The sequence below is a fragment of the Lysobacter sp. M2-1 genome (genome assembly GCF_022662495.1).
Taxonomy (GTDB): Bacteria; Pseudomonadota; Gammaproteobacteria; order Xanthomonadales; family Xanthomonadaceae; genus JAKPBU01.
Map to the genome: position 1 here is coordinate 53,253 of NZ_JAKPBU010000003.1, position 13,392 is coordinate 66,644.

General features: G+C 67.9%; 10 protein-coding genes, 1 pseudogene and 2 riboswitches. Of the genes and pseudogenes, 4 read left to right on the plus strand and 7 right to left on the minus strand.

Annotated elements, in window-relative coordinates; all coding sequences use genetic code 11:
- Nucleotides 1-226 precede the first annotated feature (226 nt).
- On the minus strand, nt 227-3,145 hold the full coding sequence (gene gcvP, locus MC375_RS10025; RefSeq protein ID WP_242103243.1) for an aminomethyl-transferring glycine dehydrogenase: 2,919 nt from the start codon (nt 3,143-3,145) through the stop codon (nt 227-229).
- 45 nt (nt 3,146-3,190) lie between these two features.
- A riboswitch (glycine riboswitch) is annotated at nt 3,191-3,319 on the minus strand.
- Nucleotides 3,320-3,348: 29 nt separating this feature from the next.
- Nucleotides 3,349-3,438: riboswitch (glycine riboswitch) on the minus strand.
- A gap of 199 nt (nt 3,439-3,637) precedes the next feature.
- On the opposite strand from gcvP, the gene MC375_RS10030 reads away from it, so the two are divergent.
- From MC375_RS10030 to MC375_RS10040, 3 genes are read left to right on the plus strand one after another with little or no spacing between them, the layout of a single operon-like run.
- Nucleotides 3,638-4,084: a VOC family protein gene (locus MC375_RS10030; protein WP_345779278.1), complete on the plus strand. Its 447-nt coding sequence runs from the start codon at nt 3,638-3,640 to the stop codon at nt 4,082-4,084.
- Nucleotides 4,081-5,325, plus strand: a complete 1,245-nt coding sequence (locus MC375_RS10035; protein WP_242103244.1) for a multidrug effflux MFS transporter — start codon at nt 4,081-4,083, stop codon at nt 5,323-5,325. The genes MC375_RS10030 and MC375_RS10035 overlap by 4 nt, the downstream gene beginning before the upstream one ends.
- A gap of 17 nt (nt 5,326-5,342) precedes the next feature.
- A complete protein-coding gene (locus MC375_RS10040; protein WP_242103245.1) occupies nt 5,343-6,701 on the plus strand; it encodes a phospholipase D-like domain-containing protein in 1,359 nt (452 codons plus the stop codon).
- Nucleotides 6,702-6,748: 47 nt separating this feature from the next.
- Here MC375_RS10040 and MC375_RS10045 read toward each other — a convergent pair whose 3' ends face one another.
- From MC375_RS10045 to MC375_RS10070, 6 genes are all read right to left on the minus strand, one after another.
- Nucleotides 6,749-8,839, minus strand: a complete 2,091-nt coding sequence (locus MC375_RS10045; RefSeq protein ID WP_242103247.1) for a M2 family metallopeptidase — start codon at nt 8,837-8,839, stop codon at nt 6,749-6,751.
- A gap of 81 nt (nt 8,840-8,920) precedes the next feature.
- On the minus strand, nt 8,921-9,478 hold the full coding sequence (locus tag MC375_RS10050; RefSeq protein WP_242103249.1) for a hypothetical protein: 558 nt from the start codon (nt 9,476-9,478) through the stop codon (nt 8,921-8,923).
- A 51-nt stretch (nt 9,479-9,529) separates the two neighbouring features.
- Nucleotides 9,530-9,793, minus strand: coding sequence for a cell division topological specificity factor MinE (gene minE, locus MC375_RS10055; RefSeq protein WP_242103250.1), 264 nt, complete (start codon nt 9,791-9,793; stop codon nt 9,530-9,532).
- A gap of 4 nt (nt 9,794-9,797) precedes the next feature.
- Entirely contained in the window at nt 9,798-10,607 is an 810-nt protein-coding gene (minD, locus tag MC375_RS10060; protein ID WP_242103252.1) for a septum site-determining protein MinD, read from the minus strand.
- Between the two features lie 61 nt (nt 10,608-10,668).
- Nucleotides 10,669-11,484, minus strand: a complete 816-nt coding sequence (minC, locus tag MC375_RS10065; RefSeq protein ID WP_242103254.1) for a septum site-determining protein MinC — start codon at nt 11,482-11,484, stop codon at nt 10,669-10,671.
- The gene (locus MC375_RS10070) at nt 11,481-12,080 is read right to left on the minus strand and encodes a GNAT family N-acetyltransferase (protein WP_242103255.1); all 600 of its coding nucleotides are present in this window, start codon (nt 12,078-12,080) and stop codon (nt 11,481-11,483) included. Before MC375_RS10070 ends, minC begins: the two co-directional genes overlap by 4 nt.
- A 137-nt stretch (nt 12,081-12,217) precedes the next feature.
- Here MC375_RS10070 and MC375_RS10075 point away from each other — a divergent pair.
- Nucleotides 12,218-13,363 (plus strand): annotated as a pseudogene (locus MC375_RS10075) (histidine kinase); the annotation flags it as partial.
- Between the last annotated feature and the right edge of the window lie 29 nt (nt 13,364-13,392).

Genomic DNA, 13,392 nt, shown 5'->3' on the forward strand with positions numbered 1-13,392 from the left:
CTTCCGCGGTTGCGCATCAAACATGCTGGTTTCCCGCCCCGCCGCCGTGGATGGCCCGCCAACCCCGTCGACGGCATCGAGGGGTCGCCAACGCCATCGCGGCCAATAAGAAAGCCGCCCGGAGGCGGCTTTCGTCGAACACCCGGCGGTCGTCAGGCGGCGGCAGGTTCGGGCTGCTGGCGGCGCCCGCGCGAGTAGCGCGAACCCCGCTCGCGGCGCAGGTCGATCAGACCACGTTCGGCTCGCTGAAGGCCTCGATCTCGCCCTTGAACGCTTCCACCGGCACGCAGCTGCAGAACACGTTCTTGTCGCCGTAGACGTTGTCCACGCGCGCTACCGGCGGCCAGTACTTCTGCTGCTTCAACACCGGCAGCGGGAAGGCGGCGAGCTCGCGCGGATAGGCGTGGGTCCATTCGCTGGCCGCGACCTGGGTGGCGGTGTGCGGGGCGTGCTTGAGCGGGTTGTCTTCGCGATCCAGGCGCCCGTCCTCGATCGCGCGGATTTCGTCGCGGATCTGGATCATGGCGTCGCAGAAACGATCCAGTTCGTGCAACGACTCGCTCTCCGTCGGCTCGACCATCAGCGTGCCCGCCACGGGGAAGCTGAGCGTGGGCGCGTGGAATCCGAAATCGATCAGGCGCTTGGCGACGTCCTCTGCGGACACGCCGGTGGCGTCCTTGATCGGGCGCAGGTCAAGGATGCATTCGTGCGCCACCAGGCCGTTGCGGCCGGTATAGAGCGTCTCGTAGTGCGGCGCGAGCCGCATGGCGATGTAGTTGGCATTGAGCAGCGCCACCTGGGTTGCCTTGCGCAGTCCCTCGGCGCCCATCATCGCGATGTACATCCAGCTGATCGGCAGGATGCTCGCGCTGCCGTAGCTGGCCGCGCTGACCATGCCGCCGCCGCCGATGCCATCGGTTTCGAAGCCATCGTCCTGTGCGGCCCTGGGCAGGAACGGCGCGAGATGCGCCTTGACCGCGCACGGACCCACGCCCGGACCGCCGCCGCCATGCGGGATGCAGAAGGTCTTGTGCAGGTTGAGGTGCGAGACATCCGAGCCCCACTTGCCCGGCTTGGCCACGCCGACCAGTGCGTTCATGTTGGCGCCGTCGGTGTACACCTGGCCGCCGTGCTGGTGCACGATCTCGCAGATCTCGACCACGTCCTCCTCGAACACGCCGTGGGTGGAGGGGTAGGTCATCATGATCGCGGCGAGCCGGTCGGAATACTTTTCCGCTGCGCGGCGGATGTCCTCGACATCGACGTTGCCGTGGCTGTCGCACTTGGTCACCACCACGCTCATCCCGCACAGCTGCGCCGAAGCCGGGTTGGTGCCGTGCGCGGACTCGGGGATCAGGCAGATGTCGCGTTTGTGGTCGCCACGCGAGGCGTGGTACGCGCGGATCGCGAGCAGCCCGGCGTATTCGCCCTGCGCGCCGGAGTTGGGCTGCAGGCTGACGGCATCGTAGCCGGTGCATTCCACCAGCATCGCCTCAAGCCCCTCGATCAGCGCCTTGTAGCCCTGCGTCTGTTCCGCCGGCGCCAGCGGATGCAGGTTGCCGAATTCCGGCCACGTCACCGGGATCATCTCGGCGGTGGCGTTGAGCTTCATCGTGCAGCTGCCCAGCGGGATCATGGTGCGATCCATCGCCAGGTCCTTGTCGGCCAGCGCGCGCATGTAGCGCAGCAGTTCGTGTTCGCTGTGGTGGGTATTGAACACCGGGTGGGTGAGGTATTTCGAGCGGCGTCGCAGGCTGGCGGGCAGGGCGTCGCCGGCCTCGCGGTCGAGCGCATCGATGTCGCCGATGTCGGCGCCGAACACCTGCGCCAGCGCAGCCACGTCGGCGCGCGTGCTGGTTTCGTCCAGGCTGATGCCCACGCTGCCTGCGTCGATCGCGCGCAGGTTGATGCGCGCCTCGCGCGCCCTGGCATGCATGGCCGCGGCATCCACGCCGGTGACGTGCAGGGTGTCAAAGAATCCGTCGCCGACCGCGACCCCGGCCCTGCGCAGCGCGCCGGCAAGGATCGAGGCGAGGCGATGGGTACGCTGCGCGATCCGCACCAGCCCGTCGGGGCCGTGGTAGACCGCGTACATCGACGCCATCACCGCCAGCAGCACCTGTGCGGTGCAGATGTTCGACGTGGCCTTCTCGCGGCGGATGTGCTGCTCGCGGGTCTGCAGGGTCAGGCGGTAGGCCTTGTTGCCTTCGGCATCGACCGATACGCCGATCAGACGCCCCGGCATCGAGCGCTTGTAGGCATCGCGGCAGGCCATGAACGCCGCGTGCGGACCGCCGAAACCGAACGGCACGCCGAAGCGCTGGGTGTTGCCGACCACGATGTCCGCGCCCCATTCGCCCGGCGCGGCGATCAGGGTCAGTGCGAGCAGGTCGGTGGCCACGCACACCAGGCCGCTGCGCGCGTGCACCGCTTCGGCCAGGGCGGTGTAATCGTTGATGCGGCCGAAGGTGTCGGGGTATTGCAGCAGCACGCCGAAGGCGTCGAGGTCGCGCGCGTCCGCGTCGTCGCCGACATGCAGCGCGATCCCGAGCGGTTCGGCGCGCGTGCGCAGCACCGCCAGCGTCTGCGGATGCACGCCGCTGGACACGAAGAAGGTATTGGACTTCGACTTGGCCGAACGCCTGGCCAGGGTCATGGCTTCGGCGGCGGCGGTGGCCTCGTCCAGCAGCGAGGCATTGGCGATCTCCATGCCCGTCAGCTCGGCGCACATGGTCTGGAAGTTGATCAGCGCTTCCATCCGGCCCTGCGAGATCTCGGCCTGGTAGGGCGTGTACGCCGTGTACCAGGCCGGATTCTCCAGCACGTTGCGCAGGATGACGTTCGGGGTATGGGTGCCGTAATAGCCCTGGCCGATGAAGCTGCGGAACACCTGGTTCTGGTCGGCGATCCTGCGGATCTTCGCAAGCGCCTCGACTTCGGTCATCGCATCGGGCAGCGCCAGAGCGTCTTTGGAACGGATGCCGCCGGGGACGATGGCATCGGTCATCGCATCCAGCGAGTCGTGGCCGACCACCCGGAGCATGGAGGCGATCTCGTCGTCGTTCGGGCCGATATGGCGTTCGACGAAGGCCGAATGGTGCTCAAGGTCGCGGAGGGAAAGCGTGCTGGTCTGGTGGCTGGACATGGGGTCACCCGTTGCGCGGCGTATGCCGGGAGCGTGCTCGTGAAGCCGGGCCCCTCTGTCCTTTCGCCTGAGAGTTTGGAAGCACGGATGGGGAGGTGGCCCCGCGCTTCTTGCCCCTTCGGCGCCGGCCTCGCCGCGGATACGGCGGCAGCCGATCTCTCCAGAGTTGTCGGGCGGCTGCTACCGGTGGGTAACGACCATCCCTTGCGGCGGTGGTATCGGGCCTGAGCGATTCCGGGCGGTTGCGCCTTCGGCAGCGACGCGCATGCGGTCGCTTCTCCCACCAGCTACGGCGCGGATTATAGCCGGTAGCCGGCGGCGGCCCGACGCGATGCCACCAGGCGCCACTCGCGGCGGGTCGCTTGCCGCAGGCCGGGCCGGTGGACGGCAGGGAAGCGGGTTTCGTTCCCGTGGTGGGTCAATGCGTCCCGTGCCACAAGCCGCACCGCATGCTTGGTTACCATGCACCAGGCAAGTCAACAGGAAGATGCAGTGGCGCAGCGGCCTTTCGAACTCCGGCAGATCGACCATATCGTCCTGCGTGTCCGCGACGTCGACGCGATGCAGGCGTTCTACTGCGACGTGCTCGGCTGCAGCGTGGAGCGCCGCCAGGACACGATCGGCCTGCTGCAGCTGCGGGCCGGCGCCTCGCTGATCGACCTGGTGGACGTCGAGGGCAAGCTCGGGCGCATGGGTGGCGCGGCGCCCGGAACGGAGGGCCGCAATCTGGATCACCTGTGCCTGCGGGTCGACCCCTTCGAGCGCGACGCGGTCGTCGCGCACCTGCGCGCGCGCGGCGTACGCCTGGGCGAATTCGGCTCGCGCTATGGGGCCGAAGGCGAAGGGCCTTCGCAGTACCTGTTCGATCCCGAAGGCAACATGGTCGAGCTGAAAGGACCGCCCGACGTCCCGCTGACCGGACCGGGCGACGCGGGATGACATCCGCGCCGTCCACCCGTCGCCTGGCCCTGCTGCTCGGCGGCCTGGCCATGTTCGGGCCGTTCTCGATCGACACCATTTTCCCTGCGTTCCCGCAGATCGGCGCGCAGCTGGGTGCCGACAAGGTGGCGATGCAGCAGACCATCAGCGCCTATCTGCTGGCGTACGCGGCGATGAGCGTGGTGCATGGGCCGCTGTCGGACGCGATCGGGCGCCGGCGGGTAATCCTGGCCGGCCTGGCGGTGTTCACGCTGGCTTCGGTGGGTTGCGCGCTGTCGACGTCGCTGCCGATGCTGCTCGCGTTCCGGGTGCTGCAGGGCCTGAGCGCGGGCGTCGGCCTGATCGTGGGTCGTGCGGTGATCCGCGATGTGCTGCATGGTGACGACGCCCAGCGCCTGATGAGCCAGGTGTCGATGGTCTTCGGCATCGCGCCGGCGATCGCGCCGGTGATCGGCGGCTGGATCCTGGGCTGGGAACGCTGGCCGGCGATCTTCTGGTTCCTGGTGGCGTTTTCGCTGCTGCTGCTCGCCGCCACCTGGTGGGCACTGCCGGAAACCCATCCGCCACAGGCACGCCTGCCGCTGCAGGCCAGGCCTCTGCTGCGCGGTTATTGGGGGATCTTCGTCAACCGGCGCTTTCAGCGGCTCACCCTGGCCGGTGCGTTCAATTTCGGCGCGCTGTTCCTGTACATCGCCTCGGCACCTGCGTTCGTGATCGACCTGATGAAGCTCAACGAGCGCCAGTTCGGATGGTTCTTCATCCCCATGATCGGCGGGATGATGCTGGGCGCGTTCGTCTCCGGCCGCGCGGCTGGGCGGATCAGCGGCATGCGCCTGGCCAATCTCGGCTTCGCCTGCTGCGGCGTCGCAGCCGTGTGCAACATCGCCTACAGCCTGCTGGTCGCCGCGCCCACGGCGCCGTGGGCGGTGCTGCCGATCAGCCTCAATGCATTCGGCATCGCCCTGGTGTTCCCGATCGTCACGCTGGCGATCCTGGACATGTATCCGCGCCAGCGCGGCAGTGCGTCCTCGCTGCAGGCCTTCACCGGCCTGGTCTCGAACGCGATCGTCGCTGGCGCCCTGTCGCCGTTGCTCAGCCATCGCGCCCTGCACCTGGCGATCGGCGCTGCCTGCTTCAGCCTGGCCGGCTGGCTGTTCTGGCGTTGGGAGGCGGTCGTGAGCAGAGACGTTCCGCGCTGCCCGCAGGAACCGGCCGCATTCGAGCCGGTCGACGGAATGTAGGCGCCGGCATCGCACGCATGCATTGGCTCACCGGCACCTTGGCGCATGTCGTGTTGGGTCTGGCCGCGGTCCTGGTGTACGTGGTGATGACGCGCGCCTATGCCGAGCGGCGCCCGCCCAGCGCCGCGATCGCCTGGGTGATGGGCCTTGCGCTGCTGCCCTATCTGGCGTTGCCGCTGTATTTCCTGTTCGGCCGGCGCAAGGAAACGCGCCGGCAGGCGTTGCCTGCGCCCGAACGCGCGCCGGTCGACGCGCCCTGGGCGGCGCAGCTGGCCTGCGCGTTCGGGATCGCGCCACCACGGGCGGGGCGCGCCCGCTTCGACGCCGATGGTGCGCAGGCGCGGGCGAGCGTGCTCGCCCTGATCGAATCCGCGCACCAGCGGCTGGACGTCGCCACGTTCATCCTGGGCGGCCGCAACGACGCGGTGGCGCAGGGATTCGTGCAGGCGATGGCCGCCGCGGCAGCGCGCGGCGTACGCGTGAGGCTGTTGCTGGACGGGCTGGCTTCACGGGGCGTCGATATTTCCGCTCTCTCTGCGCGCGGGATCCAGGTGAAATGGTTCCGGCCGCCGCTCGGCCGTTCCGACGGCACCCCGCGCAATCTGCGCAACCACCGCAAACTGATGGTGGCCGATGGCGTACGACTGTGGAGCGGTGGCCGCAACCTCGCCCGCGAGTACTTCGAGGACGCGCCCGGAGCGCCTGCGTGGCTGGACCTGTCGTTCTGCGTGGATGGCGAGGTGGCCGCCGATGCCGGCCGCTTGTTCGAGCGCGACTGGCAGGACCGTGGCGCAGCCGCGCTCAAAGGTCCGGCGTCGCCCTCTGCGGATCGGCTTGGTCAGGCCGGCGTGCAACTGCTGCCGAGTGGGCCCGACATGCCGGAGGATTGCGCGCATGCGGTGCTGGTGGACGCATGCTTCCGCGCGGAGCGCACCATCGTTGCGGTGAGTCCGTACTTCGTGCCTGATGACGCGCTGTCGCAGGCGCTGCACCTGGCCGCGGTGCGCGGCGTGCAAGTCGAGATCCTGGTGCCCGCGGTGTCCAATCACCGGCTCGCCGACATCGCCCGCGCGCGCGCCATGCGCGACCTGGCCGCGGCGGGCGTGCGCTTCCACCTGCTGCCGCGCATGGCGCATGCCAAGGCCTTCGTCGTGGACCACATGCTGGGCGCATGCGGCTCGACCAACCTGGATCCGCGCAGCCTGTTTCTCAACCACGAACTGTCGCTGCTGTTCTATGGAAAGGACGACATCGCCTGGCTGAGCGGGTGGTTGCGCCGTCGCATCGACGAGGCGCAACCCTACCGGCCGGATTCCCCGGGATTCGGCCGCGACCTGGTCGAAGGCATGGTGCGCGCGGTGGCGTTCCAGCTATAGGCGCGGCGTACGAAGCCGCGTTGGCGACTTCGCATCAGATTCATTGCTCAGGTCTGCGCGGGCGCAGGAGGCGTCGGTGCAGGAGGGGCTTCCGGCGCGGTGGGCGCAGCAGGCGCGGGATTCGTGGCCGGCGCGCTCCATCCGCACTGCTGACCGGCGTTCTGCTGGGTGAGCCATTTCTGCAACGGCGCGAAGTATTCGAGCACCGCGGACGCGTCCATCTTCTCGCCGCCGGTGAGCTCCTTCATGGTCTGCTGCCAGGGCTGGCTGGCGCCCTTGCTCAGCATCGCCTGGAACTTCTGGCCGGCGGCCTTGTTGCCGTAGAAGCTGCATTCGTACAGCGGGCCCTTGTAGCCGGCCGCGTCGCATAGCGCCTTGTAGAACTGGAACTGCAACACGTGCGAGAGGAAGTAGCGCGTATACGGCGTGTTGCCCGGCACATGGTATTTGGCGCCCGGGTCGAAGAAGTCCTCGCCGCGCGGCGCGACCGGGGCGACGCCCTGGTACTTCGCCTTCAGGTCCCACCAGGCCTTGTTGTACTGATCGGGCTTGATGCTGCCGTCGAACACACCCCAGCGCCAGCGGTCGATCATCAACCCGAACGGCAGGAACGCCACCTTCGCCAGTGCCATGCGCATCTGCGAGTTGATCAGCGCATCGTCCTCGCCGCTCTCGGCCGCGGTCTCCAGCGGGCCGCTGAGCAGGCCGATCGACTGCAGGTATTTGGGCGTCATCGCCAGCACGATGGTGTCGCCGATCGCTTCGTGGAAGCCGTCGTGCGCGCCGGCCTGGAAGATCGGCGGCAGCTTGTTGTAGGCCATGTAGTAATAGACGTGGCCCAGCTCGTGGTAGATGGTGGTGAAATCCTCCTCGTTCGGCTTGATGCACATCTTGGTGCGCACGTCGGGGCTCTTAGAATCGGCACCTCCCAGGTTCATGTCCCAGGCGCTGGCGTGGCAGACCACGTCGCGGTCGCGCGGCTTGATGAACTGGGTTTTTTCCCAATAGCTCGCCGGCAGCTTGGCCATGCCCAGCGAGGTATAGAAGTCCTGCGCGCGCTCGGTCATCTTCCTGGCGATGTCGAGCTGCGCCGCGCGCTCGGCTTCCTCGCTGCGGTCGGTTTCTGGCAGTGAGGTCTGATTGACGATCTGCGCGGCGTAACTCTCGCGGTACTGGCGCTCCAGCGTCTGGGTGATGTTCAGGTCGCCGGCATCGGGGTACGGCTCCAGCACGTCCCAAAGGTTGCCCCAGTCTTGCTGCCACATATTGCCCATCAGGTGCGCCGGCAGCAGGCCGCCGGCGACCTCGCCCTTGTCCTTGCCGTACTTCGCGCCCAGCCGGGTGCGGGTGTAGCAATGCAGCTGCTCGTACAGCGGCTTCACCTGGCCCCACAGGCGGTCGGTTTCGGCGGCGATCTCGGCCGGCGTCATGTCGTAGCCGGAACGCCACAGCTCGCCGGTATCGGCATAGCCCAGGTCGCGCGCGCCCTCGTTCACCAGCTCGACGAAGCGCTGGTAGTCCTTGCGCATCGGCTTGCTGATGCTGTGCCAGCCGGCCCAGGCGTCGAGCTGCGCGTCGTAGTCGCGGTTGCTGCGCAGCACATCTTCCAGCTCGCCGAGCTGGCGGCAGCTCTTGGCGTCGCCCTCTGTCTTGCAGTAGGAACCTGCGCCGTAATCGCCTTCCATTTTGGCCGCGATTTTGGTCAGTTCGGCGAGCTTGGCCGGGTCTTTCGGCGGCGGCAGCGAGGTGCTGAGCTTGAGCAGCATGATCGCGCGCGCCGATTGGGGCGACATCTGCTTGCCTTCGAACTTCTTCGACTGCTCGATCCAGCTCTTGAGCTGGGCCAGGAAGCGTTCGTTGGCCTTGGACGACAGCAGCTGGCTGTCGTCGTTGATGTAGGTGGACGAGAGCCACTGCGCCGCGGTCAGTTCCGGATACATCGCCTTGTACTCGGCGTTGACCCGGGCCACGAACTGGTCGGCGGTTTCGTCTTCGGGCGCGGTGGTTGCGATGGTGCCGGGGGCCGGCGCCGGTTCGCTGCCGGGCGAGGGCGTGCGCTTGCAGGCGGTGAACGAGAGGGTGGTGGCGAGCAGGCTCGCGCCGATGGCAAGCGCAAGCAAAGCGTGGCGATGGGTCACGGGGCAGTTCCTGAACGGCGTGGCGAGACGCGGATGTCTGCAGGCTAGACCGTGGCCGCGCGCGCCTGCAAGTGCGGGCTGTCAGCCCGTCGCGCCGGCTTCCGGCCAGCGCAGCTGGCGTCTCGCATCGACCAGCCCGCGGGCCTGCAGCCAGCGCCAGGCATCTTCCGCGTCGTCCTCGACGTACGCACGCGCGCTGCCGAGACGGAAGCTGTAGCCCCAGGCATCCATGTCCGCCAGCAGGCGATCGCGACCCACGCCCGGCAGTTCCGAAGCCAGCAGCGACTGCAGGACGCAGACCGCGTCTTCTTCCTCGACCGAATCCGTAGCATCGGTATGCACGGACCGCCGGCGTTCTGGCGGAAGCACGATCAGGTGGCAGGCTTCGTGCAGCAGCGAGTGCACCGGAGTGTCGTCGCGGACATAGACGGTCGATCCGATCAGGCCGGCCTCGCACTCCCCCCAGTAGCTGCCGGGAATGGCGGCCCCTTCCGCGACCCGTTCGAGCGCCAGCCCGTAGCGGGCGAGCAGGACAGCCGCGTGGGAAAAATCGATGCCGCGAATCCGCAGGACGTCGATGTCCTGTGCAGGAGCAACTGTAGGAGCGACGCCAGTCGCGAGCTCTTGATCCTGATGCATGAAAGCCGAAAGCTCGCGACTGACGTCGCTCCTACGAATACAAAGCGCCGGTCAGGCCGCCGAAGCGCGCTCGTCCGGCAGCGCCACCGAGATGTCCAGGATGTCGTGTTCGCCTTCCTTGACCACGTCCACCTTCACCGCATCCACGTCGACACTGACGTATTTGCGGATCACCTCGAGCAATTCCTGGCGCAGCAGCGGCAGATAGTCGCGCGCGCCGAGCGTGCTGCGCTCCTGGGCGATGATGATGCGCAGGCGGTCCTTGGCGATCGAGGCGGTGTTCTTCTTCGCCTTGAGGAAATCGAACAGGCCCATGCGCTCAGCCTCCGAAGAGCTTGCTGAAGAAGCCCTTCTTGTCCGGCTGGGTGAAGCGCATCGGCCGTTCCTCGCCCATCAGCCGCGCGACCGCGTCGTCGTAGGCCTGGCCGGCGTTGGACTCCATGTCCATGATCACCGGCTCGCCCTTGTTGGAGGCGTTGAGGACATCGCCCGATTCGGGGATCACGCCGACCGTCTTCAGGCCTAGCACCTCCTCCACGTCCTTGACGCTGAGCATCTCGCCGCTCTCGACCCGGTTGGGGCTGTAGCGGGTCAGCAACAGGTGTTCCTTGACCCGCTCGCCGTTCTCGGCGCGGCGCGTCTTGGAGGCCAGCAGGCCGAGGATGCGGTCGGAGTCGCGCACGCTGGAGACTTCCGGGTTCACCACCACCACCGCCTGGTCGGCGAAGTACATGGCCAGGAACGCGCCCTTCTCAATGCCAGCCGGCGAATCGCACACGATGTAGTCGAAGCCGTCCTCGCCCAGGTCGTCGAGCACCTTCTGCACGCCTTCCTTGGTCAGCGCATCCTTGTCGCGGGTCTGCGATGCGGCCAGCACGAACAGGGTCTCGAAGCGCTTGTCCTTGATCAGCGCCTGCTTGAGCGCGGCCTCACCGTGGATCACGTTGACGAAGTCGTAAACCACCCGGCGCTCGCAGCCCATGATCAGGTCGAGGTTGCGCAGGCCAACGTCGAAGTCGATCACGGCGACCTTCTTGCCGCGGCGGGCAAGGCCGCAGGCGATGCTGGCGCTGGTCGTGGTTTTGCCCACGCCGCCCTTGCCCGAGGTGACTACGATGATTTCGGCCAATGTGGTTCTCCTGTCATGCGCCGTCTTCGCGGCGCGGTTGTTCTTGTCGTGAATGCCCGGCTCAGTCCAGGACCGCCATTTTCAGTTCTTCGCCGCCGGTCATGGAGGTCTCCAGCCAGATCTGCACCGGCTTGCCGCGCAGTTCCTTCGGCACGTCCTCGAGCACCTTGTAGTGGCCGGCGATCGCGACCAGTTCGGCATGGAACTCGCGGCAGAAGATGCGCGCCTGTTCGTTGCCCTGCGCGCCGGCGAGTGCGCGGCCACGCAAGGGGCCGTAGATGTGGATCGAACCGTCAGCGATGACCTCGGCGCCGGCGCCGACCGCGGTGAGTACGGTGAGGTCGCGGTTCTCGGCGTAGACCTGCTGGCCCGAGCGGACCGGTGCGGCCTGCATCAGGCCGGGAGTGGTGGCCGTGGCAGGCGCCTGCGGCGCGCGGGTTTTCGCCGGGCCGTCGGAGGTCGGCGGCGGGGGCTCGGCGGACCTGGCGGCGGTGTTCTGGGGCGCTCCGGTGGCTCGATCGGAGCCTTCGTACTGGGCGCGGAACTTGGCGAGCAGGGGCAATCCGAGTTCGACCGCCAGCGCCTCGTTCTCGCTGGTGCCATAGGCCAGCGCCACCGGGAGCACCCCGGCGTCGCGCAGTGCTTCGATCAGGGCGCGGGCGGTGGCGAGGTCCGGTGTCTGCGCCAGCCCGCCGAAATCGACCACCACGGCCGCACGCGCGAACAGTTTGGGCGCGCGCGCCACGCGTTCGCGCATTTCGGCAGCCAGTTTGTCCACGTCCAGCGTGCGCACCCGCAGGTTGGCGATGCCGACCTGTCCGATCTTCAGCTCGCCGGCCTGCTCGTAGTTGGGGATCGCAGACGCGGTGGCGCTCATGTTCCGGTCTGCCTGTGTCGCGGGGCGGCGGCGTTGCGGGTCGCCAGCCAGGGCTCGTCGGGCAGATCGTCGCCATAGGTGTCGTGCACCCAGGGATAGCTGCACAGTTCTTTCATCAGCATCGCCGCGCGGATGCCCCCGCCGGGCGCGGGCATCACATGCTGGCCGACCTCGCGGAAGCCGAAGCTGCCATGGAACAACAGGGCAGGGTCGGCCTCCTGTTCCAGGAACACCTCGCATGCCAGCTGCGGGTAGCGCAGTTCGGCGTAGCTCTGGACGTCGGCGTACAGGGCCCGGCCCACGCCGCCGCCGCGGCGGCGACTGGCCACCACGATCCGGTCGATATAGAAGAAATCTGGATAGCGCTCGCGGAACCAGCCGAAGTTGGGGCTCTCGTGCGCGGAACGCGAGCCGAACCCGAGCAGAAAGCCGGCCATGGCGCCGTCGCGTTCGGCGATGCGGAAATATTCGGCTGAAGCGAAGAAGCGTTGCAGGCGAGCCGCGTCGAGCGGAAGGATGGCGGGGCCGGCGGCGTTGTTCAGGGCAAGGACGGAATCCAGCTCGTGCTCGCGCACGTCGCGGATGGCGATCGACATTCCTGCAACTCCGTAAGGCTTGAGTTCGCCCGCGCTGCAGGGCGTTGCCGGATTATCGCATGCGGGCGCCCGGAACAGGGAGGCGCGCATGACTTCCGGTGCACGGCACTGCGCCCCATATGTGCATAAGATGCGGCATGTTGGGTCGACTGAGCCATACCCGCCTGCTGCGCTACGCCGGCCTGTTCACCTGGGCCCTGGTGGGCGTCCCGCTGCTTTACACCGCACTGTTCCCGCGCGAAACCCCCGACGGCTCGCAGCCGCCGCAGATGAGCTGGCATGGATGGCTGGCGTACGCGTTGTTCGGAGCCTTGTACCTGTGGCTGACGCGGGCGATGGACACGCGGCGTATCCGCTGGCCCGACTACCTGCTCCTGCTGCTGCTCACCGGCGCGGCGATCGCGGTCAGCTACTTCAGCCTCAGCGGCCTGGGCAGCATCCTGCTGGTGCTGGTGGCCTGCGTGCTGCCCTGGCTGCTGCCGATCTGGGTGGGGGTGGCGTGGCTGATCCTGAGCCAGTTCGCGGTGGCGCCGCTGTTCGTGATCGGGCTGGAATTCGCCTGGCCCGAAGCCCTGCTGCAGTCGATGCTGTACGCCGGCTTCTGCGCCTTCATCTTCGTCACCAGCCTGGTGGCGCGGCAGCAGGCCCAGGCGCGCGATGACCAGCGGCGCCTGAACGCGGAGTTGCGCGCGACCCGCGCCCTGCTGGCCGAAAGCGCCCGGGTCAACGAGCGCACCCGCATTTCGCGCGAGCTGCACGACCTGCTCGGCCATCACCTGACCGCGCTGAGCCTGAACCTGGAGGTGGCCGGGCATCTCGCCCAGGGCAAGGTCCAGGAGCACGTGGGCCAGGCCCACACCCTGGCCAAGCTGCTGCTCAGCGACGTGCGCGAGGCGGTCAGCCAGCTGCGCTCGGGCGGTGCCATCGACATGGCGGCTACCCTGTCGCCCCTGGCCGAGAACGTCCCCGGGCTGGAAATGGAAATCACCATGCCCGAGCCCTTCCTGCTGGACGATGCCGAGCGCGCGCACGTGCTGCTGCGCTGCACCCAGGAAATCATCACCAATACCGTGCGCCACGCCCAGGCCGGGCAGCTGCGGCTGGCCTATTCGCTGGAAGGCGACGCGATCCGGCTGCGTGCCAGCGACGATGGCCAGGGCAGCGACCAGTACGCGCTCGGCAACGGCCTGCGCGGGCTACGCGAGCGGCTGGCCAGCTATGGTGGCACGGTGGATTTCCGCACCGCGCCTGGAGCCGGCTTCGCGCTGGACATCCGCATGCCCCTGGGCGAGGCGACGGACCTCGCGCCCGC